This window comes from Exiguobacterium sp. s183 (assembly GCF_018617655.1).
In the GTDB taxonomy this organism is placed as follows: domain Bacteria; phylum Bacillota; class Bacilli; order Exiguobacteriales; family Exiguobacteriaceae; genus Exiguobacterium; species Exiguobacterium aestuarii_A.
This window is the reverse complement of sequence record NZ_JACSKN010000004.1, coordinates 219,114-243,720: the sequence shown is the minus strand read 5'-3', so window position 1 is coordinate 243,720 and position 24,607 is coordinate 219,114. Positions and strand designations below refer to the sequence as shown.

Sequence of the window (24,607 nt, the reverse complement as noted above, 5' to 3'; positions counted from 1 at the left end):
CTCCTATTTTCTCAAAAGTCATATACTGCACACAAAAAAGATGCCCTGCATGGCAGGACACCTTGATATTACGATGCAATTTTAAGTGTTTCACGTTGCTTCCCCAATCGGACGTATCCCAAAATGATGGAGAAGACTGGGCTGAGCCAAAGGAAGAACGCAAATGGGGCGTATTCCAATACAGGCACACCGAGTGTCGCTGCGAAGAACGCTCCGGAGACACCCCACGGAATGAGCGGGTTAATCACAGTCCCGCCATCCTCAAGCGCACGTGACAAGTAGCGTGGGTCGATTCCGCGATCGATGAACCCTTGTTTGAACGCCTGTCCTGGCAAGAGAATCGACAAGTACTGTTCTCCTGCGAGCAAGTTGACACCGATTGAGCTGAGGACGACCGATAGAACGGAACTTCCTGGTGACTTCAAACGCTCGAGCAACGATTCAACGATTGCTTGGAACACACCGAGTTCACGTAACAAGCCACCGAATGCAAGGGCAATCAAGACGAGGCTGACCGACCAGAGCATCGATTCAAGACCACCACGATCGAGTACCGTCGCAATCGTCTCGTTCTCCACACCTGACTTGAATCCAGACTGCATGACACCGAGCCAGTTCGAGATGCTCCAGTTGCCTTGAACAAAACCTGCCGTCAACACACCAGCGAACATCCCGACGAGCATCGTCGGCAAGACCGGCATCCGACGGAACGCAAGCACTGCGACGAGCACAGGGGCAATTAACGTGAGCCAAGAAAGGTCGAAACGTCCGCTTAGCGCAGCTTGTGCTTCCGCGATTTGAGTCGTGTCAGCAGTTTGACCGCTACGTCCGAGGAAGGTGAATAAAATTAACGTGATGATGAACGCCGGAATCGTCGTCCCCATCATGAAGCGAATATGGTCAAATAATTTTACACCCGCCACTGCCGGCGCAAAGTTTGTCGTATCCGACAACGGGCTCATCTTGTCTCCGAAGAGCGCACCCGATACGATGGCACCTGCAGCGAGAGCTGGCGAGATGCCTAATGCCGTCCCGATTCCGAACAAGGCGACACCGACCGTTCCGACGGTTGTGAACGCACTTCCTGTGAATGTCGAGACGATCATCGTAATCAATAAGACACTTGGTAAGAACCATTCAGCAGAGATTGTATTTAATCCGATGGAGAGGATCGTCGCGACCGTCCCGGACATTTGCCATACTCCGATGAGCATCCCAATCAACAACAAAATCAATACCGGCATGATGGCTTCACGAATCCCGTTGATCATCGCCGTTTCAATCTGTTTGAAGTCGCGTGAACGATAATATGCGTATCCACCTACCATTACCATTGTGCCAAAAATCGCCATATGCGGCGTCGCTTTGGCCAAAAACATCAGTGCGAGCAAGGTGATCCCGCTCATCAACACGACGAATACAGCTTCTTTTCCTTTCATCTGCATCGACGTCCCCTCCTTTCGTTATATCCTAATTATTTATTATTTCGCCTAACCGCTTAAACGCTTTTATGCACAAAAGCACGTCAGTGATGTTTTTTACTATACTCGCTTCCTTTCTCCCTGTCAAACGTCTTTTTATGATAAATTATATGCTTGAGGGTGACCTCCGGAGTTCGTAACCTCCTCCGACATCAAAACTAGCGAAAAGGAAGTGTGCTTCATGCAACACGAAAAAGCATTGGTCGTCTTCAGTGGTGGCCAAGATTCAACCACTTGCCTATTTTGGGCAAAACAACAATTCTCCCATGTGGAGGCGGTGACATTCGCATATGGTCAACGCCACGATGCGGAAATCGAGGTCGCAAAAGAAATCGCGGCAGAACTCGATGTCCCACACCACATCCTCGACTTGTCCCTACTCGGACAACTCACATCAAATGCGCTCACGAGACACGATCTTGACATCGACAATGCGGACGTCCCAAACACGTTCGTCGATGGACGCAACCATCTATTCTTATCATTTGCGGCTGTCATGGCCAAACAACTCGGTATGCATCACATCGTGACCGGTGTATGTGAAACGGACTTTTCAGGTTACCCGGATTGCCGAGACCAATTCATTAAATCACTCAACGTGACACTCAATTTAGCGATGGATTATCCATTCGTCATCGACACTCCGCTCATGTGGCTCGATAAAAAAGAGACGTGGGCACTTGCCGACGAGCTCGGTGCCTTCGACTACGTCAAAGAACGTACGCTCACTTGTTACAACGGTGTCATCGGTTCAGGTTGTGGAGAATGTCCGGCGTGTAAGCTTCGCCAAAACGGACTCACAGCTTACGAGGAGGTGCGCGTATGAAACATGCTCCATTCCTCGCCCCGACCAGTGTCGAATCGAAACAAGAAGGGTCGCTCATCTACTGCCCGCATCGTGTTCAAATCGTCAAAGAAGTGACGTTCGACGCGGCACACCACTTATTTGATTATGATGGTAAATGTCGTGCCCTTCATGGTCACACATATAAGCTCCAGATGGGTGTCAGCGGTTTTCTCGACAATCGCGGGATGACGCTCGACTTTGGTGACTTGAAAAAAATCTTCAAAGAAGAGCTTGAGCCATATCTCGACCATCGCTATTTGAACGAGTCACTCCCTTATATGAATACAACTGCAGAAAACATGTGCTATTGGATTTTTGAACAACTGGCGACACACTTGCCAAATGAACGCGACGTGCGCGTCGAATTCGTCCGTTTGTATGAAACGCCGACTTCGTACGCTGAGTTCCGCCGTGAATGGTTGGTGGAATCGTGAAAATCCCTGTTTTAGAAGTGTTCGGACCGACCTTCCAAGGAGAAGGACGTGCCATTGGACAGAAAACGATGTTCGTCCGGACCGCCGGTTGCGATTATCGCTGTTCGTGGTGCGATTCAGCATTCACATGGGACGGTTCAGAAAAACCGGACATGCTGACGGCCGACGAGGTCATCGATCGCCTTGACGCACTCGGTGCGTACGATTACGTCACCATCTCGGGTGGAAACCCGCTCCTCATCGCGGCCATGGAGAACCTCGTCGTGAAATTGAAAGAGCGAGGCGTCACACTCGCCGTCGAGACGCAAGGTAGCCGCTATCAAGAGTGGCTCACACAGATCGATGACGTGACCCTCAGCCCGAAGCCTCCTTCGTCTGGCATGAAGACAAACTGGCAACAACTCGACGCCATCGTCGAACGGCTACGCCCGGAGCAGACGACATTCAAAGTTGCCGTCTTTGATGAAGTGGACCTCGCTTACGCGAAAGAAGTACAACAACGCTATGCACCGGACGTCATGTATTTATCTGCCGGTAACCCAGAGCCAGGTGCTGACGGTGATATCACCGATGCCCAGCTCCGTCGTTTGAAACAATTGTGGGAAGACGTCGCACGCGACCCTTCATGGCAAAGCGTCCGCGTCCTACCACAACTACACACATTACTGTACGCCAACGAACGTGGCGTCTAAGGAGAATAAACATGAGACCAGAAGACTTACAAGACCTCTCGCTCCTCGGACAGAAGAGCGTCCCTTATATTTTTGAATACACACCTGACGTCCTCGAGGCGTTCCCGAACCGTCACCCGGAGAACGACTACTTCGTCAAATTCAATGCGCCGGAATTCACGTCCCTGTGCCCAATCACAAACCAACCCGACTTCGCGACGATCTACATCTCGTATATCCCGGATGAGAAACTCGTTGAGTCGAAATCGTTGAAGTTGTACTTGTTCAGTTTCCGTAACCACGGTGACTTCCATGAGAACTGCATCAACGTCATCGGGAAGGACCTCGTCAAATTGATGGAGCCACGCTATCTCGAAGTGTGGGGCAAATTCACACCACGTGGCGGCATCTCGATTGATCCGTACTACAATTACGGAAAGCCTGGCACAAAGTATGAGAAGATGGCCGAACATCGTCTGTTCAACCATGACCTCTATCCAGAGACGGTCGACAACCGTTAATTAAAAAGTAGGCGCTCCATGGGAGTCGCCTACTTTTTTTGATAGCGATGGATCTGTCGCTTGATCGGTTCACGGAACACGGTCGCGATGAGCGTCAATACGAGCATGATCCCGAACGCCAACGCAATCAGCTTCCAATCCCCGCTCGCGATGCTGCTTCCGAGAAAATTGTTCGCGAACGCGCCAGGAATCATACCGACGACGGTCGCAAACAGATACGCTGGTACTTTTACTTTTGCCAAACCGGAAGCATAGCTGACCAAATCGAAATTGACGAGTGGGATGAGACGTAGGATGAGTACATAAAAGAACCCGTCCTCTTCGATTTTGTGCTGAATGGCTTCATAGTTCCTCGATTCGAAGTGATGCAAGAAACGGTCGCCGAAATAAACGGCCACATAATATGCGACGAGGGCACTCAGTGTCGCCCCGATGACCGTATAGACGACACCCGGTAACATCCCGAACGCTAAACCGCCGGCGACCGATAAGACGGACGTAGGAAACAAGATGAGTGGACGAACAGTGAACAAGAGAATATAAATCAAAGGGGCCAACCAACCGAATTGAATGATATAGTCCCGGATGTCTCCTGGACTTACATCGATCCATTGATAAAGGAACGTCGCTGTTCCGAACAGGAGTAGGACGAGTGCAATCATCCACTGTACCTTCCATTTTTTCATCGTCCCCCCTCCTTCCTATTTGGTTTTATTCCCGCAATCCGAGATGTCATCCATCTTTTTTCAGCCACCTCGATGTGGTACGGTTAGAGAAAGCAGAAGGAGGAAATCGATATGAACCTTGCAGATGCCCTAACATTAAAACAGTTGCTCCATGAGCAAATCGATACATTGACCGAAGAGATTGAGCACGTGGCATTCATCTCGCTCGAAGTGAATGATTCCATTCCGACGATTCAGTCCCGCTCCCTTCAAGATATCGAGATGGAACTTGAGCACATCCGTCTGGACTTACGTCAGCTCGACCGTCTTATTCAAGAAGCGAACGTCCAAGCCGTCGTTGAAACGCATGACGGTCCGCTCCCGCTCGTAGAGGCAATCGAACTCGCCATTCAGTTACGTGTCCAAGCACGTCTTTATGAGAAATTGTCATTACGTCCGAAAAAGGAATACGTGCACGGGGTTTCCGTGATCAAACACGCCTTATATGACCCGGAGCTATATCGCTTGAAAGCACGCGATATTAAGAAACGAGCCATTCGAATCGAAAGTGCCATCCAGGCCGTCCGCTATCAGACCGATATTGACTTTGATGCTTCACGATATATGTAAAAAGCGAAGGGATCCCTTCGCTTTTTTACATATGGTCATGGTGGTTGTGGTGGATATCATGATGGTTCGATGAAGAAGAACGGTGACGTGGTGGAGCCTCATCGGCAAATTTTTCCCCGTCTAAAATGCCGAGACGCTTGTATTGGCGATCGACTCGCTCTTTCGTCTCCTCGCGAACGGATCTTGACTCCATCACCAATTGATAGCACCCGAGTGCGACACGGAACGGTTCCATCCGTGTCCGTTCAATCGAGAAGGAATCGACACCTCGTAAATACTCGGCCAATCGCTCGGCCGTGTCATCGTCCGGATCATCGGCGAGTTGCGAGGCGAATTGTTGTAAGTCCTTCAACGTGCTCGATGTTTTGGAATGCTGAAAAATCGTTTTTACAAATGCAAAAATAATCAGACCGAACACAACCATGAACACGATAGGAAATATCGACACAATCCCGGTAAAGAATGAGTCCCCCATGGAGTCACTAAACGGATCTCCGCCAAATCCAAACACTGTCATTTCAAATTCCCCCTTTTTCTTTATGTACGTTCATTCAGTCGAATCGGTTTCATCAAAAAACCGCGATCATTCGACCGCGGCATCCATTCAACTGTTCAATTGTTTCTCCATCATGATACGTGGCTCGCCGTCTTCGGTGTAGGCGCCCATGATGTCATATCCGCAAAGGAGGTTCAAGATGATGACCCCTTTGTTCGTATTCCGCGCTTTCGTACGAATCGAATGAAAACCTTGCGCTTCGACCCATTCAAGTTGCGTGTCCATCAGCTTGCGACCGATGCCATGTTTTTGAAAGTCCGGGTGTACGCCACCCGCCCAGCTATAAAATCGATAAGGCTCTGCCTCATAACCGATTTTAAAGCCGACCAGCTGCTCCTCCGAGAATGCTAAGAGCACCAACGGATTGGCATGTCGATACAGGCGCTCTTTAAATCGCAGCTGATCGAGGTCACCGTATAACGTTCGGTACAGTCGGAAGAAGTCCTCTTCAAAATCTTTAAAGTTGTTCGTCACATCTTTTACGATAAATGAACTCGTCGTACTCATCGTGCCATCCCCTTTCAGTTTCTGGACAAAGATTCCGTACGTCTGTTCTTTTCGCCGTTCATTCCGAATTTCCTGTCTCCCGTTCGAAAGCTGTGACACCTTTTTGTTTATATAGCCCGAGCGTACGCTTCGGTAAGCTCTTGACCATCCAGTCTTTGAAGATGCGCGCTTGATCTTCGACAGGCAGTTCATAGCCATCCGTCACGATATGACGTGACCGTGTCGTGACATCATACAAAGAAATTGCAGCCGCCACCGAGATGTTCAAACTTTGTACGTATCCTTGCATCGGAATGACAAAGTTCCCGTCCGCCTTGTTGAGCGCTGCCTCCGAGACGCCACTATGTTCGTTCCCGAATAGAAGAACGGTCGGCTTCGACACATCCACTTCTTCGAGCGGAATCGCTTCCTCGCTTAGCGCCGTCGCATATACTTGGTAACCACTTTCTTTTAAAGCATCAATCGCTTCTTCAATCGATCCATGCTCCACGACGTCCACCCAGCGATCGGCGCTTTTGGCGATAATCGAGTTCGGTTTGAACTTTGCCCGCCCTTCGACGACATGCAACGTTTGTACCCCGAACGCATCGGCTGAACGCAACACAGCGGATTGGTTGTGCGGATCGTCCACACCTTCCGTCAAAATCGTGATATGGTTCGTCCGTGTATTCAACACTTCATACATCCGTTTGATGCGGTCTGGCATGAGCATTTCATACAGAGGAAGATCGTCCTCCTGCAATACACCCTTCTGCAATAACTCTTCTTTTAATTCAATCTGCTCGTCCTTCGTCAAAGCAGATGTGGTCTGTCTCCAACCCATCTTTCTCGCTCCCTTCAACCTATCATATTGTAGCTAGATTCGATCCGACTGACAAGTTCACCTAACATCTTCCATTGTCGCTTTGAAAATGAAAACAAATGAAAATAGCGAAAACGGTTGCATGAATTTATGCAATCGATTACAATCATTTATGCAAGCGATTGCACTATTGGCAAACACAAAAATAGATAAAACTCCCTCACAGGAAGGAAGCGTATAGCATGAAACAATTGATCTCATTCGATTTCTGGCAAAAACTCGGTAAGGCCTTGATGGTCGTCATCGCCGTTATGCCAGCTGCCGGTTTAATGATTTCCATCGGTAAATTGATTGGAATGTCAGCCGGAGATGTCGGTATTTTATTAACAACAGCTCGCATCATTGAAGATTTAGGTTGGGGCATCATCGTCAACTTACATATCCTCTTCGCAGTCGCGATTGGTGGTTCGTGGGCAAAAGATCGTGCAGGTGGTGCGTTCGCAGCACTTCTCGCCTTCATCTTGATCAACCGTGTCACAGGTGCCATCTTCGGTGTCAACGGTGCCATGCTTCAAGATCCGGAAGCGACAATCGAGTCACTCTTCGGTGCAAACCTTGTCGTCGCTGACTACTTCACATCTGTACTCGGCTCACCTGCCCTCAACATGGGTGTGTTCGTCGGGATCATCGCCGGTTTCCTTGGTGGTGCACTATACAACCGTTTCTACAACTTCAACAAATTGCCGAACGCCCTCTCGTTCTTCAACGGGAAGCGCTTCGTACCATTCGTCGTCATCCTTGGTTCAGTCGTTGCTGCCATCGTTCTATCGATTGTATGGCCAACGATTCAAGGTGCGCTCAACAGTTTTGGTGAGTGGATTGCCACATCACGCAACACGGCTCCAGTCCTCGCTCCGTTCATTTATGGTGCGCTCGAGCGTCTCCTCTTGCCGTTCGGTTTACACCACATGCTCACTGTTCCAATGAACTACACGGAACTTGGTGGAACGTACACGATTTTAACAGGCGCGACAGCTGGGTCAGTCGTTGCCGGACAAGACCCGCTCTGGTTGGCATGGGTAACAGACCTCGTCAACTTGCGTGCCGCTGGTGATACGGCTGCATACAACGCCCTTCTCGCTGATGTCGTTCCGGCCCGCTTCAAAGTCGGTCAAGTCATCTTGTCATTCGCTGCTTTGATCGGTGCCGCATATGCGATGTACCGTAACGTCGACGCTGAGAAGAAAGCACAATACAAGCCGATGTTCTTGTCAGCTGGACTCGCTGTCTTCTTGACAGGTGTCACAGAACCAATCGAGTTCATGTTCATGTTCGTCGCGCCAGTCCTTTATGTGGTTTACGCGCTTATGGCAGGTGCTGCATTCGCATTGGCAGATATCATCGACCTACGTGTCCACGCCTTCGGTGCGATTGAACTCTTGACGCGCATCCCGATGATTGTCAAAGCGGGACTACTTCAAGACTTGATCAACTTCGTTCTCGTCTCTGTAGCATTCTTCTTCCTCAACTTCGGTGTGTTCAACTTCTTCATTAAGAAGATGAACTTGCCGACACCAGGACGTAACGGAAACTACATGGAAGAGACGACAGAGAAGTCATCTGTGGCAGGTAACGAACAAGTCATGGGGATTATCGCCCTTCTTGGTGGGGAAGAAAACATTGAAGATGTTGATGCATGTATGACTCGTCTTCGTGTGACCGTTAAAGACGTCACACTCGTCTCTGACGAACAAGACTGGAAGAAAAATGGCGCTATGGGTCTCATCGTGAAAGACCGTGGAGTCCAAGCCATCTATGGCCCGAAAGCCGACGTATTGAAATCAGACATTCAAGACGTCATCGGTGCATAATCTACTGGCCAACTCGCTCAAGAGTTGGCCTTTTTTCTAAAGGAGGACTATCGTGAATATTTTAACGCTCAATTGTCACGCCTGGTTAGAAGACCGTCAACAAGAAAAGATTGACGCCATCGTCGAACGCATCGCGAGTGAAGAGTACGACCTCATCGCGCTTCAAGAAGTCAATCAACATAAAGAGGCCCCACTGCTCTACGGAAACATCCGTGAGAACAACTTCGCTCACGTCCTCGTCGAGCGCTTAAAAGAGTTGGACGTCCACTATCATATGACATGGGACTTTGCCCATTATGGATACGATATTTACGAGGAAGGCGTCGCCATCCTGTCGCGCACACCGTTCCTATCAACAGAATCGTTCTTTGTATCGAAGACGACGGACCCAGACAACTACAAGTCTCGTAAGATTGTCAAAGCTGTGATTGCAGGCGCAGATGCTCCAACGACTATTTACTCGTGTCATCTCGGATGGTGGCATGATGAAGAGGAGCCGGTGAAACACCAACTCGATGAACTGATTCGTCGCGTCGAGCATGACGACCATGCCCTTCTACTCGGCGACTTCAATAACGATGCCTTCATTCGAGGAGAAGGATACGATTACTTGATGGAGAATGGACTCCAAGATTTGTTCCACCTCGCAACAGAACGGGAAGGCGATGCGACGGTACAAGGGAAAATCGCCGGGTGGGACGAAAACAAAAAATCACTTCGCATTGATTTGATGTTAACGAATGCCCCGATTCACGTTTCTCGCCACGCGGTCGTCTTTGATGGCGAGAACGGACCGATTGTCTCCGACCACGCCGGTGTCGAAGCAACTGTATTTTGGCGCTAATTCGCCTTTTTCTCCTTACTTGGGAGAAAAGGGTTTTTCTTTTGGAGAAAATCTTGTAACGTGATAGAAGACTGATGTCTAACTACTAATGAATGAGATAGAAAGAAGTGTTTGAATATGAAGACAAGCTCGCTCAGTCGAAGCGACTGGACTTTAGTTTTATCCTTATCCTTATTAACCTTCGTTCTCGGAACGAGTGAATTTGTCATCGTCGGGATTTTACCTGATATCGCAAACGGATTATCCATCTCGATTGCGACGGCCGGGAGTCTCGTATCGGCATTCGCCATCAGCTTTGCCGTCGGTACACCAATCACCATGTCCTTGACGAGCCATCTTCCTAAACGCAAATTGATGCTTGGTCTGACCATCCTGTTCACTATCCTTAACTTGTTGAGCAGCCTGGCACCGATGTATGAGTGGTTACTCGTCTTGCGCATGTTGACGGCCGTCGTCACAGGTGTCTTGATTTCACTTGCCATGCTTGTCGCCAGCGAGAGTGTCCCACCAACAAAGCGTGGGGTCGCCGTATCCTTTATTTTTGGTGGATTCACGATGGCGAACGTGTTCGGTGTTCCAATCGGGACATTCATCGGACAACAGGCAGGTTGGGAATCCACATTTATATTAACGACTGCACTCGGTGCAGTCGCCTGGATTGCCATTTACCGCGTCTTGCCGAACCAATTGTCTCAAGAAAAAGCATCACTTCGTGAACAATTGACATTGCTGACGAATCCGCGCATCTTGATCGCATTCCTGATTCCGGCGTTCGGTTTCGGGGCAACGTACGTCGTATATACGTATCTCGTGCCGATTTTAAAAGATGTACTCGGTGTACCGGTCGCTTGGGTCAGTCCGATTTTATTCGCATACGGATTCATTTCGATTTTCAGTAATATCGCTGCCGGAAAGATTGCTAGTCACAATCCAATCGGACGCTTACGGTTCGTCTTTCTCGTCCAGGCGTTCGTCTTGGCCGCGCTATTCGTGACAACGTCGAATGTGACGCTCGGTCTTCTCAATATCGCACTTATGTCGTTCATGGCAATCTTATTGACGACATCGACTCAGATTTATTTGATCGATTTGGCAGAGAAGTTCAATCCGAATGCCAAAGGTCTCGCCTCGTCACTTATGCCCGTGGCGAGTAATGTCGGGATTGGACTCGGTTCCGCTCTCGGTGGTGTCGTCTATGCGACGAGCCCCATCATGACGCTCGCACTTGTCGGCGGTCTGGTCGCCCTCGTCACAGCCGCGTTGACCGCAGTCAGTTATTCGCTTGATCAACGCTAAAACGTGTGCACCTTCATCGAGGTGCACACGTTTTTTATAACCATTCGAGAATCGCTGATAGGACTTCGTCCAATTGTTCTTTCGATGTGAGCGGGCTTTCCTGATCTCCTTTTTGTGGACCATACATTCCGAAGTTTGCATGATTCCCGCCTTCAATTTGTACGAATTGGCTATCTTCAGGGAGGTCGCTTCGACTCGCCTCGATGTCTTCTGGGACAGCCAATCCATCCAATTCACCGGAAATCGATAGTACACGTAAGTCGCTATCGACCATCGAACTGATCGGATACGAAGCGAGGAAAATGACACCCTCCACTAATTCTTGATGCTCCAGTGCATACCCCGATGCCGCCGAACCTCCGAGTGAATGACCGGCCACAATCCAGCGTTCAATCTCCGGATGTGCCTCGATGATTGGAGCTGCCGCATCGATATCTAAAATGCCTAAATTGAGACGAAGCGATGGAATCGCGACAAAGACACCCTCTTCAGCTAATTGTGTTCCGTAATAGGCATACGCCTCTTTCTCGACTTTCGCCCCTGGATAGAGAATGACGCCGACCTCACTCGTCGGATCTCCAAACTCGAGACGGTTGTCGACCACTTTCCCCTCTTCGGCATACTGTGTCGCTTCATCGGTCGGTCCATACGTGAACTGTGTCCAAATCAAAAAGCCTGCTACCGCGACAACAAGCAACCCTACGATTGAGAGTGCGGCCCACTTGAAGAATTTCTTCATTATATAGCCTCCATTTGCATCCACTTCCTCATAACGTTACACTAATAAGAAAAAGCATGATCAGGGGGACACCATGACCAGAAGTAATGTAACCACGATGATTCAGTGGTTTATTTTTATTTTAGCTACAAATATTGTACCACCACTCTCTATCGCCGCCTTGTTTGAACTGTCACCAGATGAGACGATGACCTTCATATCCCGCTCACTCTTCATCTTCGCACTCTTTAGCATCATCCAGACGTTGCTCGGACATCGCCTCCCGATACTTGAAGGACCCGCCGGCATTTGGTGGGGCGTCTTCACCTTATACGCATCCATCGGACCCGCCTTATACGGAAGTCAACAAGAGACGTTGCAGGCACTTGGATTTATGTTGTTCTTAAGCGGTATCCTCGGTGTGCTATTGACCGTCACCGGTATCTTAAGACGCATGCTTGCCCTGTTTACACCTCAAGTACTCGGTGTCTATATGATTTTACTCGTCCTCCAATTGTCAGGAGCCGTCATTAAAGGTGGCTTCGGGGTGACGGAAGACGGAATCAATATCGTTCAAGCCGTCGCAACGGCTGGTCTCGTCTTGTTTGCACTCACGCTTGAACAAAGTCGCTTTAAACAATATGGACTCGTCATGACGCTTTTCGTCGGGTTCGGTTTATTCCACTTGCTCGACCTTGGAAATCCAATCGTCCGCTCAGAATCGTTCTTCCTCGTACCGGAACTTCTTCCGTTCGGAAACTGGGTATGGGATTGGAACTTGTTGCCGACGGCTTTCGTTATCACCTTGCTACTCATGACAAACGTCCTCGCGAATATCAAGCTGATCGAACGTATCGTCAGCTCTCGTGAAAAACGTGAAATCAAAGGGAACGTTCCCGCGTCTGGTGTCGCAAGTGGGGTCAGTCAAATCGTGGCCGGTCTGTTCGGAACACCAGGTCCTGTCGCAATCTCCGGGACGGCCGGATTCCTCTCTTCGACGGAGAGCGTCCAGCGTGCACCTCACTTGATTGCCCATGCCCTCATGATGGGATTGGCACTGATCGGACCATTCGTCTCGTTGATTGCAAGTATCCCAGCTGCTGTCGGCTATGCGATCGTGACACCACTTATCGCAACGATGATCATCATCGGAATCAATGAAGCTGCCTTCGAATTAAAACAATCGACGGCTTCTCTTACGGTCGGTCTCCCGCTCGTCATCGGTGCCGGGGCGATGCTCTTGCCACCAGGTTCGATGAATGATTTACCGCCGCTCCTTGCGACCGTCTTCTCTAACGGACTCGTCCTCGGAACGATTGTCGCTTTGACGACAGCTATCTTAAGTAAAATCAAGGATTGAAAAAAGAACTGACCATAATAACGGTCAGTTCTTTTCACGTACATGCATATGGTAATGGGCATCGTGCGGTAACACTGCGCCTTCTTCTTGTTCAAAATGTGCACGGTCTTTCCAGTATCGCACCCCCGACAACGTATCACGGTAAAGAGCACGCTGCAGTGCCTGTTTCGCCGTGACAGCGGTGTCGTCATCATTTTTTAACTCGAGTCCCATCAACTTATAGCCAATGGTTTGTCCGCCTCGACTCATTTGGCAAGCTTCCATCGCGTATGTGAGCAGTGTCGGTGTGACGACCGCATGCACGAACTCGCTCTTCACTTTCTTGCGCACGAGTTGCTCCACGCCATAGCTGACGAGCCCTGCGATGACACTGTCAATCAAGACCGCTTTCGTTCGTTTCTTCGTCAATGGATTCATCGGCTCATCCTCTGCATCATCCCTGACGTCAACACTTCGATCCCTTCGCCTTCTTCAGACGCCATGATCAACGCACGTGCGACATGCAGCGCTTGAATCGGTGCGACTTCTGGTGCCTTTTCCACTAACAGTGACTGGAACGGGCGACTGATGACCTCAGCCGCTTTTTCTCCGAGTCGGAATGAATCACGTTCGCCGAGTAACAACGAAGGACGCGCGATAATCAGATGATCGAAGTTGAAGATGCGCAATCCGTTTTCAAGCTCCCCTTTTACCCGATTGTAAAAGAAAGACGAACGTAACGATGCACCTTGTGCCGATACGACCGCATAGCGTGTCGCACCGTGTGCCTTGGCAACACGCGCGACTTCAAGCGGCAACTCTAAATCGACTTGTTTGAATGCTTCTTGTGAGCCAGCGACCGCGATCGTTGTTCCGAGTGCACAATATACGTCATCGATGTGTGGAAGTGAAGCATCCATCTCCTCGAATCCGACGACCTCGTGTAGTTTCGGATGACTCCATCGCTTCGAGCGACGGACGACAATCCAGACCGACTCATAACGGTCACTCTCTAATAACTGTTCCACCAATTCGCGGCCAATCAAGCCGGTCGCGCCTACGACAAGTGCAGTTTTCCCCATTCGTGACTCCTCCTAGACTACTATTTCTTTCAGTCTAGCTGACTTGCCGTTCTTCGGCAATGATCGTCGTGGGACGGAAACGGTCCATCATACGGAAGAATCCGTTCAATAGGAGCGCCGTGAACGAACCTGCCACGATGGCACTGTCTGTAAACAATTGAAGCCATTCCGGCATGTTGGCGACAATCGCTGGGTTAGCGGTGATGCCGAGTCCGACACCAATCGAGAGTGCGATGGTAATCAAATTCTCGTTTTTCGAAAAATCGACCTGGCTTAGAATCCGAATGCCGGAAGCGGCGACCGTTCCGAACATGACGAGCATCGCTCCACCTAAAACAGGCTTTGGAATCAATGTCGTGAATGTGGCGACTTTCGGAAGGAATCCGAGCAAGATGAGCAATCCACCTGTCCAAAAGATGACACGGCGCGATTTTACACCAGACAATTGAACGAGTCCGACATTTTGACTGAACGTCGTGTACGGGAAGCTGTTGAAAATCCCTCCGAGAATCGTTGCGACGCCCTCCGCACGATACCCTTTCGTCAATTCGTTCGCACCGATTGGCTTTTTCGTGATATCGCTGAGCGCCAAGAATACACCAGTCGATTCAATCATCGAGATGATGGCAACGAGCGTCATGACGAGGATGGCAGACACATCGAATGTCGGCATCCCAAAGTAGAACGGCTGGACCATTTGGAACCAACCTGCTTCACGGACAGGACTGAAGTCCACGAGACCGAGCGAAGCAGCAACCCCTGTTCCGATGAGTACGGCAAAGAGGACAGCAGCGGCGCGTGTGAAGACAGTACCGACACGGTTCAAGATGAGAATGAGTAAAATCGTCAAACCACCTAATCCGAGATTCTGCATCGATGCGAATCCAGGCTCACCTGGCATCCCGCCACCGATGTCATTGATAGCGACCGGAATCAGTGAGAGACCGATGATTGTCACGACCGAACCGAGAACGACCGGCGGGAAGAAACGTGCGAGCTTCCCGACAAAGCCAGAAATGAGGATGACAATGATTCCACTGGCAATCAACGCGCCATAAATGGCCGTAATCCCATTTGCGCTTCCGATGGCAATCATCGGACCGACCGCCGTGAACGTACATCCGAGGACGACCGGCAATCCGACACCCGTGAAGCGTGTCGTCCATACTTGTAAAAGCGTCGCCACCCCACACATGAATAAATCAATTGCCACGAGATAGGCGAGCTCGGTCGGCCCAAGACCGATGGCACCACCGACGATGAGCGGGACGATTGCCGCTCCCGTGTACATGGCGAGCAGATGTTGAAACCCTAGACTGGCTGTCTTGAACGTATTCATCGAACGACCTCCACGAATGAGATGTGGTCTTTCTCTAATTTCGCGATGCGCGCTAGCGATTCCACGCGATAACCGCGCTCGATCAATTTGTCGCGCCCTGGTTGGAACGATTTTTCGATAACGATGCCTACACCTGCGACTTCTGCACCTGCCGCTTCGACGAGTTGTGTCAGTCCGAGCGCCGCTTCCCCGTTCGCGAGGAAGTCATCGATGACGAGAACGCGTTCGCCTGGTAAGACGAAGCGCCGGCTCAAGCTGATGCGGTTCGTCTCCTGTTTCGTGAACGAGTAGACATCCGCTTCGACGAGGTCGTCTTGGAGCGTCAGCGATTTCCGTTTACGCGCGAATACGAACGGGATGCCCATCTCAAGCGCCGTCATCATCGCTGGCGCAATCCCACTCGATTCGAGTGTGACGATTCGGTCGATTTGAGCGTCTTTGAAGCGTTCTGCGAACTCTTTGCCGATGGCTTGCATGAGCACGGGGTCGACTTGATGATTCAAGAAGGCGTCAACTTTCAACACTTGGTCGGATAAGGCCCGACCCTCTTCACGGATTTTGTCTTCTAACTGCTTCATTGTTGTTCCCTCCATTAAAAAATGCGATTCGTCACCCCTCATCGGGAGGCAACGAACCGCATGGAAATCAACGACAGCATACGACAAGCGCCACCCGTAGTCGAACCATTTACGGTAGTTCGGTAGAGACTTGCGGACCATATTTCCGCTGATATACGAGTGCGAATCTATTTATATAAGATAAACTTTATTGTAGACGAGCTGACGAGAAATGCAATAGGTTGGAATCAAACGGTGAAATGTTCGATTTTTCTGAAACTGCTGTATACTGTATGTATTGGATATGAGAGAGGAGCCTTGCCCTTATGAAGTTATTCGTATTAGGCGCAACCGGTCGGACCGGACATCAATTCATCGACCAAGCCATCGAGCACGGTCATGACGTCACCGCGTTCGTACGTGAACAGAAAAAGTTGATTCGGACCCCACAACTTGAAATCATCGAAGGCGACTTATATGACATCGATGCGTTAACAGAAGCGATGCATGGTCATGATGCGGTCATCAGCTGTCTCGGAACGGATTTGAGCGATCCGGACTTTTTAGCGAGTGTCACGGACAAGCTCGTCCCTGCGATGAAGACGAATGGCATCTCACGCGTCGTCTATTTGGCCTCAGCTGGAATCGACAATGAGATACCGGGACTTGCAGGGAAAGCCATTACGTTCATGCTCCGAAAACCGCTCCGTGATCATCGGGCAGCCGTGGACCTGTGGCGCAACTCGTCATTCGATTATACGATTGTACGACCGATGCAATTGACGGACGGTCCTCGCACCTCGACTTATCGTACGGCCATCGATGAGGTACCGGATAACGGGAAACACATCTCACGGGCAGATGTCGCCCAGTTCATGCTTCACGCCATCGAAGAGAATGAACATGTACGGGAGTCAGTCGGACTGGCGTACTAATTTGATTGGATTCATGCTACAATATCGGGTAGTTTACTTTGAAAGGAACGAAAACGAATTATGAGTATATTAACGGTACAAAACTTGAGCCACGGCTTTGGTGACCGCGCTATTTTGAACGATGTCTCTTTCCGCCTCTTAAAAGGGGAACACATCGGTCTCGTCGGAGCGAACGGTGAAGGAAAATCAACGTTCATGAACATCATCACACGCAAACTGCAACCGGATGAAGGGAAAATCGAATGGGCGAAAAATGTCCGTGTCGGTTACCTCGATCAACATGCGGTGCTCGAGCGCGGGATGACGATTCGTGACGTCTTAAAAGGTGCTTTCCAATACTTGATTGACATGGAGACGCGCATCGGCGAACTCTACATGGAGATGGGTGACGCGACACCTGAACAGATGGAAGACATGCTCGCTGAAGTCGGTGAACTTCAAGAGACGCTCGACTCGAACGACTTTTATATCATCGATGCGAAAGTAGAAGAAGTCGCACGCGGTCTCGGTATTTTAGATGTCGGTCTCGACCGGGACGTCACGGACTTGTCAGGTGGTCAGCGTACGAAAGTATTGCTTGCGAAGTTGCTTTTGGAGAAGCCGGATATCTTGCTCCTCGATGAGCCGACCAACTATTTGGACGAAGTACACATCGAGTGGTTGAAGCGCTATCTCCAAAACTATGACAATGCCTTCATTTTGATTTCACACGATATCCCGTTCTTAAATAGCGTCATCAACTTGGTCTACCATATGGAGAACCAAGAGTTGAACCGCTACGTCGGGGACTATGACAAGTTCATGGAAGTGTACGAGATGAAACGCTCGCAACTTGAAGCCGCTTATAAGCGTCAACAAGCTGAGATTGCCGACTTGAAAGACTTCGTCGCCCGGAACAAGGCACGCGTCTCGACACGAAACATGGCGATGTCACGTCAAAAGAAACTCGATAAGATGGATGTCATCGAATTGAGTGCAGAGCGTCCGAAACCGGAATTCCGCTTCCTGCAGGCCCGTACATCGGGACGCCTCATCTTTGATGCCAAAGGTCTCGTCATCGGATACGACGAGCCGCTCTCACGTCCGCTCGACCTTCAGATGGAGCGCGGTCAAAAGATTGCCCTCGTCGGAGCGAACGGAATCGGGAAGACGACGCTCTTAAAGAGCTTGCTTGGATTGATCAATCCGCTTGAAGGAACCGTCGAGCGCGGTGAGTTTCTGGAGATGGGTTACTTCGAACAAGAAGCGGCAACGAGCAACAACACATGTATCGAAGAGATTTGGAGCGAGTTCCCGTCACTCAACCAACAGCAAGTACGCGCGATGCTCGCGAAGTGCGGACTCATGACGAAACACATCGAAAGTAAGATCTCCGTCCTCAGTGGTGGTGAAAAAGCGAAAGTTCGTCTTTGTAAACTCCTCAACAACGAGACAAACCTTCTCTTACTCGATGAGCCGACGAACCACTTGGACGTCGACGCGAAGGAAGAGTTGAAGCGTGCGTTGAAAGAGTACAAAGGAAGTGTCCTCCTCATCAGTCACGAACCAGAATTCTATGAAGATATCGTCACAGATGTCTGGAACTGTGAGTCGTGGACAACGAAAGTATTCTAATTCAGTAAAGGACGTGTCGTATGGCGACCCCAATTCAAACGAATGAACGGATTATTTTGTATGACATTATCCGAGGGTTTGCCCTCTGCGGCATTTTCCTCGTCAATATCCCGAGTATGCTCGGGAGCGACTGGATGTTCGGTCGTCCCGATTATTATGGGAGCGACTTGTTCGTCCGCACGCTCTTTGACTTGTTCGTGCAGACGAAGTTTTATACGATTTTCTCCCTTTTATTCGGGATCGGCTTTTCGATTTTCCTCGAGCGTTCTTACGCTCGTGGCGAATCGGTCAGTCGTTACATACGCCGAATTTTGATCCTCTTCTTGTTCGGTCTCGCACACTTGGCGATTTGGTCCGGTGATATCCTCCATACGTACGCGATGTGGGGCTTATTGCTTCCCCTTTTCTATAAGTTGAGCAACCGTGCCATTCTGACGTGGGCATGGGGCTTGTTAATCGGAAGTATCCTTCTGTTGTATGGAACTTCCGCGTTGAGTGAATGGAGCATGGGTGGAAGCTATTATGGCGGCATCCCGTTCCCTGATGTATTCAATCAAGGGTTTGGTGCCTGGTTCGATTATCGATATTCTATCGAAATCTTTAACGCCTTCTCCAACTCGTTCGTTGTCGGTTTCGAGATCCTCAGTCTATTCTTATTCGGACTGTATATCGGACGTGAACGAAAACTTCTGACGTGGCGTTTAAAAAGCTTGATGCGTACGGCCATCATCTGTGCCGTCCTCGCCCTTCCATTCTTCGGCGTGATCATTTGGCATCATTACGGTGAAGGGTATCCATACTTCTGGCTGAACTTGTTCGCCGTCTTGATTTCCGGGAAGTTACTCGCCACGACTTACGTCTGTCTGTTCACGGTAGCCGTTCGTAAAGGTCGTACGTTCGCGCCGCTTCAAGCGCTCGGCCGGATGGCACTCACGAATTATTTGACGCATACGCTGATCGTGTTCTTACCGGTGGTCGCACTCGGTGCATACGGGGCGCTCTCTTTAACCGAAGGGTTATTCCTCAGTATCGCAATCTTGATTGTCCAGGCATTCTTCTCGATGTGGTGGCTGAAGAATCACCGTTACGGACCATTTGAGAAGCTATGGCGCTTAGGGACGTATGGAAGACAAACAAAATCATCCTAAGATCGGACTTCATCGTCCGGTCTTTTTTTGTACAGGTAGGAAATCCCAGATTCACATGCTATTCTAATGAAGGAAAACGCTTGCATGAATAAGGAGGAACGTATGTCACAGTCAGCCATCGAGGTTCACGATCTCGTGAAACACTATCAAATTTTAGAGCGTGATGCCGGCTTGAAAGGCGCCATCAAAGCTTTGTTTTCAAGGAAGTATCGCATCAAAGAAGCCGTGAAAGGAATCGACTTGTCCATCGCCCCAGGAGAACGCGTCGGATACATCGGCTTTAACGGCGCTGGAAAATCGACAACGATCAAAATGCTTGCCGGTGTCCTCCGTCCCGATGCAGGCTCCGTTCGCGTCTTTGGCATCGATCCGCATACAGACCGTATCCAAAACGCCCGTCAAATCGGAGCGGTCTTTGGTCAACGGACGCAATTGTTTTGGGATATTCCGGTCCGTGAGTCGTTCGACTTACTCCGAGAAATCTATGAAGTGCCACGTGCAGAGTTCGACGAGACCGTCGCTTGGTTCATCGAGCGCCTCCAGCTAGAACCTCTCCTCGATGTACCCGTCCGCCAATTATCGCTCGGACAAAAAATGCGATGCGAGCTCGCAGCCGCCTTCTTACACCGCCCACGTGTCGTGTATTTGGATGAGCCAACGATCGGTCTCGATATTGACATCAAAGAGACGATTCGGGCGTTCATTCGGGAAATCAGTGATGCTTGGGGTACGACGGTCATTTTGACGACACATGATATGCAAGATATCGAAGAAGTGTGTGACCGGGTCATCGTTCTCGATGAAGGACGCATCATTTATGACGACCGTATCGAGACACTCAAACAAACGTTTAACAATGAGCGAACACTTGAAATCACACTCGACGAGGGAACGGCATTTGTCATTCCGCCGTCGGTGACAGGACTCGTCACCGAACTCGCTTCAGAGACAGATTCGATTCAACTAGCATTCAACCATCATGAGATTTCAAGCGGACAATTGATTCGTGAAATCGTGAACTGTAATCAAGTAAAAGATTTATCCGTCGTTGTACCGAAAATGGAGACGTTGATTCGGAACCTGTATCAGCCTGAGGTGAGTGCATGAGGCTCCAAAAATATGTAGCACTCGCCGTCTCGCAAATCAAAGTCGACATGGCCTACACAGCTTGGTATTGGGCGAGCATGTTCTCGGTGACGATGCGCCTGTTCATCTTATATTTCTTTTGGCAAGCGGTTTACGAAAATAAGACCGATGTATCAGGCATCTCGCTTTCAATGATGTTGACGTATGCAGTACTTGCAACGATGCTCGATCAATTCCGTGGCGGTGCCGGACGTGAACTTGCTCACCTCATCAAACATGGTGGTGTCGCCGTCGAACTGCTCCGTCCCTATCATTTACTTGATAAGTTACTCGCTCAAGATATCGGGACGAAAACGTCGACATTTTTCCGGTCGACGTTGCCTCTCCTCATCATTGCAATGCTGTTTATCGGGGTTGATCCTCCGACGTCCCTCGAGAGTGTGTTCGCCTTCTCAATCAGCGTCGTACTCGCGATTCTACTTGCGACACTGATTGATTTACTCGTCGGTGTGTTGTCCTTTTATACGGTGAACGTATGGGGACTTTCTGTCTTACAGGAGGCGATCATTACCATCATGTCCGGGGCGATCATCCCTTTGACACTCTTCCCTGACTGGTTCCAGACGATCAGCTTGTATTTACCGTTCGCCTCACTCGTCTATGTGCCTGTCGCCATCTATACAGGTGGGATCGATGCATCTGCTATATGGTCTTCGATTTTGATTCAAGTCGCTTGGGTCGGGGCCTTCTTTCTATTTGTACGACTCTTATTCGCGTATGCGGTTCGGAAAGTGACGGTGTTTGGCGGATGAAACGATATGCGAAACTATATTGGCTCTATGCCAAAAATCATTTCAAAGTGATGATGGAATATCGGATGGACTTCTTGATTGGCGTGTTATCGGTCTTCGGTCAGCAATTTGCCGCCCTCTTCTTTTTATCGATTGTCTTCCAACACATCGAATCGCTGAACGGTTGGGGCTTTTACGAGATTTTGTTCATCTATGGCATCGCGTTTTTAGGTCGGGCTGTCCATCATATCTTTTTTGATAACCTTTGGACGATTGGCTGGCAGTACATCCGTACGGGAAACTTGGACCGTATTCTCATGCGTCCCGTGAATCCGCTGTTCCAAATTGTCGCGGAGCGGGTTCAACAAGACGGATTCGGTCAACTCTTGATTGGGGGGAGTGTACTCTGGCTCGCATCGAACGAACTCGGGATGTCGTGGAGTGTGATGGACGTGATTGTCCTTCTCATCATGGTCCTCGCGAGCGGCATGATTTATATCGCGGTCAACTTGTTCTTTGCGACGTTCTCGTTTTGGATGATTGATAGTTTGCCCGTCGTGTTCGCCGTATTCAGTTTGAGTGATTTCGCCCGTTACCCGATGACGATTTACTCGAAGGTGATCATGTTCGTCTTAACGTACATCATCCCGTTCGGCTTCACGGCATTTTATCCGGCGATGTACTTCTTTGAAGGACGGGGGTTCACCATGTTTGCACTAGCAACACCGCTTGTCGCAATCCTCTCACTCGTCATCGCCTATCGATTTTGGTTGTTTGGACTGCGCGCTTTTGCAAGTACAGGTTCTTAATGAGGAAAGGGTGAGTGGATGAAGATTGTTCAACAGTGGAATCAGGAAGATCGCGAATATATTCGACAGCGATTGATTGAATATAATGCATCTCAATTACCGGATGAAGTGAAGCACCCCGTCGAACATGTAAGTTTCATCGTTCGAGATGACGACGATCAGATTGTCGGTGGGGTGACCGGTACGGTGTTTTGGTACACGATGCACATTCATTTCTTATGGGTGGACGAACAGCTTCGGGGAGAGGGATATGGAACGAGATTGATGAAGCGTATTGAACAGTGCGCCATCGAGCATCAGTGCGGTCTCATACAACTCGACACGTTCAGTTTCCAGGCACCTGACTTTTATATCGGGCTCGGTTATGAAGTCGTTGGGGTGATCGAACACCACCCGACAGTAGAGCATCAACAATATTATTTGAAAAAGACTCTTCTCAAACAAAATTAAAACTGCAGACGTATGAACGTCTGCAGTTCCGCTCGAGGCCAAGGCTTCGGGTTTTTATTTTGTCGCCGCTTCCGTTAAGAATGGCACGATTTGCTTCTTACGTGATACGACACCCGGAAGTGTCGCCAATCCGTTTTGGAGCGTCACATTGAACGCTTGTTCGAAGAGTTCTGGTTTTGGTCCGACGACGATTGCTTCTGAATCGTTCGTCAAAATGTTCGTGATGGCAAAGACGAACAAGTCTAAGTTTTTCGCCGCAACCGTGTTAGCGATTGCCGCTTCGACTTCCTCTTTACGGTTCAAGACATCATTCGCATCGACCGTGTTCACTTGCGCGATCTCGACACGATAGTCGCCCATTGCGAATTCTTTCGCATCGAGTGAGATGAGCTCTTCAATCGTTTTTTGGCTAAGGTCTGCACCGGCTTTGAGCATTTCAAGCCCGTATGCTTCCGCATCGACGCCAGCAATCTCAGCAAGTTCTTCCGCTGCTTTGATATCCTCGTCCGTGCATGTCGGTGATTTGAAGAGAAGTGAGTCCGAGATGATGGCTGAAAGCATCAAACCGGCCATGTCCGCTGCGATTTCAACACCGTGCTCTTTATACAACTTCAATAAAATTGTCGCTGTACATCCGACTGGCTCGGCACGATAGTAGAGCGGGTCTGCCGTTTGGAAGTTCGCGATGCGGTGGTGATCGATGACTTCAAGGATCCGCACGTCTTCGATGCCGTCTGCACTTTGCTGGAACTCGTTGTGGTCGACTAAGATGACTTCTTCTGCCTCACCTGTTACGCTTTCAATCAAACGCGGTGCCTTCACGCGGAAGTGATCAAGTGCATATTGCGTTTCTCCGTTCACTTCACCGAGACGGACCGCTTCTGCGTCCATCCCTAATTTCTTTTTCAACTCGGCATAGGCGAGCGCTGATGTGATCGTATCGGTATCTGGATTTTTATGTCCGAAGACTAGTACTGTACTCATGTCTCATTCTCCTCACTAAATAGTTTTCCCTTATCCATTATAACGTCCACGGCATTTCTTTCAATTCCCCAAACAAAAAGAGCCGTGTCGGCTCTTAAGATTGTTCGTCTTCATCTGTCTCCTCGAGGTCGGAATGATCTCCTTTTGAATCTTCTTCGTGGGAGATATCCGGTTGATCTCGTTTCAACTTCTCTTTTTCTTCTTGTTCACGCTTTTCTTTGTCTGACATATCGTGTCATCCTTTCGAGAATCCGACTTGTCGTAATCTGTTCCCCAAGCCAGATTTCGTCAAACGACATTTCATCAAACGTAAACAAACTGAAACGTCAGGCTTGAACGAAGACGATTTCTTCTCCACGAAGTTCGACTTTCACATCTTGTTCTTGGAACAACCACTCATCTTGTTCCGCCACGACGAAACGAATGCCGTCTTCTTCGGTCTCAACAGCCGCATTGTTCACGTCTTCTGTGATGACTCCCACGGAGAAACCGTGCGTCAAGTCTGTCGAGCCCCCGTATTTTGCAAACAAACGAACCGTTTGACCCGCTTCGACTTCCATTTCTTCTTTAAACCATTGGAGCGCTTCTTCTGTTACTTGAATCTTCATAACATTTCCTCCTCTCGACTAC

The 24,607-nt window shown here is 49.5% G+C and carries 29 protein-coding genes and 1 riboswitch; of the genes, 16 read left to right on the top strand and 13 right to left on the bottom strand.

The annotated features are described in order from the left end of the window. Positions 1 to 68: 68 nt before the first annotated feature. Entirely contained in the window at positions 69 to 1,445 is a 1,377-nt protein-coding gene (nhaC, locus tag KNP62_RS11390) for a Na+/H+ antiporter NhaC (protein WP_214785598.1), read from the bottom strand. A gap of 217 nt (positions 1,446 to 1,662) precedes the next feature. Between nhaC and queC the strand changes: the two genes are divergently transcribed. The 4 genes from queC to queF are packed head-to-tail and all read left to right on the top strand — an operon-like array spanning position 1,663 to position 3,954. Next, entirely contained in the window at positions 1,663 to 2,307 is a 645-nt protein-coding gene (queC, locus tag KNP62_RS11385) for a 7-cyano-7-deazaguanine synthase QueC (protein WP_015880476.1), read from the top strand. Continuing rightward, positions 2,304 to 2,762 (top strand): 6-carboxytetrahydropterin synthase QueD, encoded by a 459-nt coding sequence (queD, locus tag KNP62_RS11380; protein WP_015880475.1) that lies wholly within the window; start codon positions 2,304 to 2,306, stop codon positions 2,760 to 2,762. Before queC ends, queD begins: the two co-directional genes overlap by 4 nt. After that, a complete protein-coding gene (gene queE, locus KNP62_RS11375; protein WP_214785597.1) occupies positions 2,744 to 3,454 on the top strand; it encodes a 7-carboxy-7-deazaguanine synthase QueE in 711 nt (236 codons plus the stop codon). The genes queD and queE overlap by 19 nt, the downstream gene beginning before the upstream one ends. Before the next feature lie 11 nt (positions 3,455 to 3,465). Then, positions 3,466 to 3,954 (top strand): preQ(1) synthase, encoded by a 489-nt coding sequence (queF, locus tag KNP62_RS11370; RefSeq protein ID WP_015880473.1) that lies wholly within the window; start codon positions 3,466 to 3,468, stop codon positions 3,952 to 3,954. A 29-nt stretch (positions 3,955 to 3,983) separates the two neighbouring features. Here the strand turns inward: queF and KNP62_RS11365 are convergent, their stop codons facing one another. Then, on the bottom strand, positions 3,984 to 4,640 hold the full coding sequence (locus KNP62_RS11365; RefSeq protein ID WP_214785596.1) for a TVP38/TMEM64 family protein: 657 nt from the start codon (positions 4,638 to 4,640) through the stop codon (positions 3,984 to 3,986). 111 nt (positions 4,641 to 4,751) lie between these two features. Between KNP62_RS11365 and KNP62_RS11360 the strand changes: the two genes are divergently transcribed. Beyond that, entirely contained in the window at positions 4,752 to 5,249 is a 498-nt protein-coding gene (locus KNP62_RS11360; RefSeq protein WP_074034204.1) for a hypothetical protein, read from the top strand. Between the two features lie 25 nt (positions 5,250 to 5,274). Here the strand turns inward: KNP62_RS11360 and KNP62_RS11355 are convergent, their stop codons facing one another. The 3 genes from KNP62_RS11355 to KNP62_RS11345 all read right to left on the bottom strand — a co-directional run bounded on the left by KNP62_RS11355 (position 5,275) and on the right by KNP62_RS11345 (position 7,135). Continuing rightward, entirely contained in the window at positions 5,275 to 5,766 is a 492-nt protein-coding gene (locus tag KNP62_RS11355) for a hypothetical protein (protein WP_214785595.1), read from the bottom strand. Between the two features lie 87 nt (positions 5,767 to 5,853). Continuing rightward, the gene (locus KNP62_RS11350; RefSeq protein ID WP_214785594.1) at positions 5,854 to 6,411 is read right to left on the bottom strand and encodes a GNAT family N-acetyltransferase; all 558 of its coding nucleotides are present in this window, start codon (positions 6,409 to 6,411) and stop codon (positions 5,854 to 5,856) included. Further along, entirely contained in the window at positions 6,371 to 7,135 is a 765-nt protein-coding gene (locus KNP62_RS11345) for a TrmH family RNA methyltransferase (protein WP_214785593.1), read from the bottom strand. Before KNP62_RS11345 ends, KNP62_RS11350 begins: the two co-directional genes overlap by 41 nt. Positions 7,136 to 7,356: 221 nt before the next feature. Between KNP62_RS11345 and KNP62_RS11340 the strand changes: the two genes are divergently transcribed. From KNP62_RS11340 to KNP62_RS11330, 3 genes are all read left to right on the top strand, one after another. Beyond that, entirely contained in the window at positions 7,357 to 8,985 is a 1,629-nt protein-coding gene (locus KNP62_RS11340) for a PTS transporter subunit IIBC (RefSeq protein ID WP_214785592.1), read from the top strand. 52 nt (positions 8,986 to 9,037) lie between these two features. Continuing rightward, positions 9,038 to 9,829, top strand: coding sequence for an endonuclease/exonuclease/phosphatase family protein (locus KNP62_RS11335; RefSeq protein ID WP_214785591.1), 792 nt, complete (start codon positions 9,038 to 9,040; stop codon positions 9,827 to 9,829). 117 nt (positions 9,830 to 9,946) lie between these two features. Then, complete coding sequence (locus tag KNP62_RS11330; protein ID WP_214785590.1) at positions 9,947 to 11,125, top strand: MFS transporter; 1,179 nt, start codon at positions 9,947 to 9,949, stop codon at positions 11,123 to 11,125. A 34-nt stretch (positions 11,126 to 11,159) separates the two neighbouring features. Here KNP62_RS11330 and KNP62_RS11325 read toward each other — a convergent pair whose 3' ends face one another. After that, positions 11,160 to 11,864, bottom strand: a complete 705-nt coding sequence (locus KNP62_RS11325) for an alpha/beta hydrolase (RefSeq protein WP_214785589.1) — start codon at positions 11,862 to 11,864, stop codon at positions 11,160 to 11,162. Positions 11,865 to 11,937: 73 nt separating this feature from the next. Here KNP62_RS11325 and KNP62_RS11320 point away from each other — a divergent pair, with 73 nt between their 5' ends. Then, positions 11,938 to 13,203 (top strand): purine/pyrimidine permease, encoded by a 1,266-nt coding sequence (locus tag KNP62_RS11320; RefSeq protein WP_214785588.1) that lies wholly within the window; start codon positions 11,938 to 11,940, stop codon positions 13,201 to 13,203. A 24-nt stretch (positions 13,204 to 13,227) separates the two neighbouring features. On the opposite strand, the gene KNP62_RS11315 is transcribed toward KNP62_RS11320, so the two are convergent. Genes KNP62_RS11315 through KNP62_RS11300 form a run of 4 tightly spaced genes read right to left on the bottom strand, consistent with a single transcriptional unit; the run spans position 13,228 to position 16,181 of the window. Next, entirely contained in the window at positions 13,228 to 13,620 is a 393-nt protein-coding gene (locus tag KNP62_RS11315; RefSeq protein WP_214746912.1) for an RDD family protein, read from the bottom strand. Further along, positions 13,617 to 14,264: an NAD(P)H-binding protein gene (locus KNP62_RS11310; protein WP_214785587.1), complete on the bottom strand. Its 648-nt coding sequence runs from the start codon at positions 14,262 to 14,264 to the stop codon at positions 13,617 to 13,619. Before KNP62_RS11310 ends, KNP62_RS11315 begins: the two co-directional genes overlap by 4 nt. 34 nt (positions 14,265 to 14,298) lie before the next feature. Further along, positions 14,299 to 15,603 (bottom strand): nucleobase:cation symporter-2 family protein, encoded by a 1,305-nt coding sequence (locus tag KNP62_RS11305; protein ID WP_214785586.1) that lies wholly within the window; start codon positions 15,601 to 15,603, stop codon positions 14,299 to 14,301. Next, on the bottom strand, positions 15,600 to 16,181 hold the full coding sequence (locus KNP62_RS11300; protein WP_159563328.1) for a xanthine phosphoribosyltransferase: 582 nt from the start codon (positions 16,179 to 16,181) through the stop codon (positions 15,600 to 15,602). The genes KNP62_RS11305 and KNP62_RS11300 overlap by 4 nt, the downstream gene beginning before the upstream one ends. Positions 16,182 to 16,258: 77 nt before the next feature. Continuing rightward, positions 16,259 to 16,360, bottom strand: a riboswitch (purine riboswitch). Positions 16,361 to 16,486: 126 nt separating this feature from the next. On the opposite strand from KNP62_RS11300, the gene KNP62_RS11295 reads away from it, so the two are divergent. The 7 genes from KNP62_RS11295 (at position 16,487) to KNP62_RS11265 (ending at position 22,993) form a co-directional block, all read left to right on the top strand. After that, on the top strand, positions 16,487 to 17,095 hold the full coding sequence (locus KNP62_RS11295) for an NAD(P)-dependent oxidoreductase (RefSeq protein ID WP_214695843.1): 609 nt from the start codon (positions 16,487 to 16,489) through the stop codon (positions 17,093 to 17,095). A 60-nt stretch (positions 17,096 to 17,155) separates the two neighbouring features. Then, positions 17,156 to 18,709 carry an ABC-F family ATP-binding cassette domain-containing protein gene (locus KNP62_RS11290; protein WP_074034179.1) on the top strand — a complete coding sequence of 518 codons (1,554 nt, stop codon included), beginning with the start codon at positions 17,156 to 17,158 and terminating at the stop codon, positions 18,707 to 18,709. Positions 18,710 to 18,729: 20 nt separating this feature from the next. Then, the gene (locus KNP62_RS11285; protein WP_214785585.1) at positions 18,730 to 19,857 is read left to right on the top strand and encodes a DUF418 domain-containing protein; all 1,128 of its coding nucleotides are present in this window, start codon (positions 18,730 to 18,732) and stop codon (positions 19,855 to 19,857) included. A gap of 102 nt (positions 19,858 to 19,959) precedes the next feature. Then, positions 19,960 to 20,964 (top strand): ABC transporter ATP-binding protein, encoded by a 1,005-nt coding sequence (locus KNP62_RS11280; RefSeq protein WP_214785584.1) that lies wholly within the window; start codon positions 19,960 to 19,962, stop codon positions 20,962 to 20,964. Beyond that, positions 20,961 to 21,755, top strand: coding sequence for an ABC transporter permease (locus tag KNP62_RS11275; RefSeq protein ID WP_214785583.1), 795 nt, complete (start codon positions 20,961 to 20,963; stop codon positions 21,753 to 21,755). The genes KNP62_RS11280 and KNP62_RS11275 overlap by 4 nt, the downstream gene beginning before the upstream one ends. Then, on the top strand, positions 21,752 to 22,543 hold the full coding sequence (locus tag KNP62_RS11270; protein WP_214785582.1) for an ABC transporter permease: 792 nt from the start codon (positions 21,752 to 21,754) through the stop codon (positions 22,541 to 22,543). Before KNP62_RS11275 ends, KNP62_RS11270 begins: the two co-directional genes overlap by 4 nt. An 18-nt stretch (positions 22,544 to 22,561) precedes the next feature. Further along, the gene (locus KNP62_RS11265; RefSeq protein ID WP_214785581.1) at positions 22,562 to 22,993 is read left to right on the top strand and encodes a GNAT family N-acetyltransferase; all 432 of its coding nucleotides are present in this window, start codon (positions 22,562 to 22,564) and stop codon (positions 22,991 to 22,993) included. A 54-nt stretch (positions 22,994 to 23,047) separates the two neighbouring features. Here the strand turns inward: KNP62_RS11265 and KNP62_RS11260 are convergent, their stop codons facing one another. From KNP62_RS11260 to KNP62_RS11255, 3 genes are all read right to left on the bottom strand, one after another. Continuing rightward, positions 23,048 to 23,977 carry a manganese-dependent inorganic pyrophosphatase gene (locus KNP62_RS11260; RefSeq protein WP_214785580.1) on the bottom strand — a complete coding sequence of 310 codons (930 nt, stop codon included), beginning with the start codon at positions 23,975 to 23,977 and terminating at the stop codon, positions 23,048 to 23,050. 94 nt (positions 23,978 to 24,071) lie between these two features. Continuing rightward, positions 24,072 to 24,206 carry a hypothetical protein gene (locus KNP62_RS15685; protein ID WP_256441184.1) on the bottom strand — a complete coding sequence of 45 codons (135 nt, stop codon included), beginning with the start codon at positions 24,204 to 24,206 and terminating at the stop codon, positions 24,072 to 24,074. A gap of 97 nt (positions 24,207 to 24,303) precedes the next feature. Further along, a complete protein-coding gene (locus KNP62_RS11255) occupies positions 24,304 to 24,585 on the bottom strand; it encodes a HesB/YadR/YfhF family protein (RefSeq protein ID WP_214785579.1) in 282 nt (93 codons plus the stop codon). Between the last annotated feature and the right edge of the window lie 22 nt (positions 24,586 to 24,607).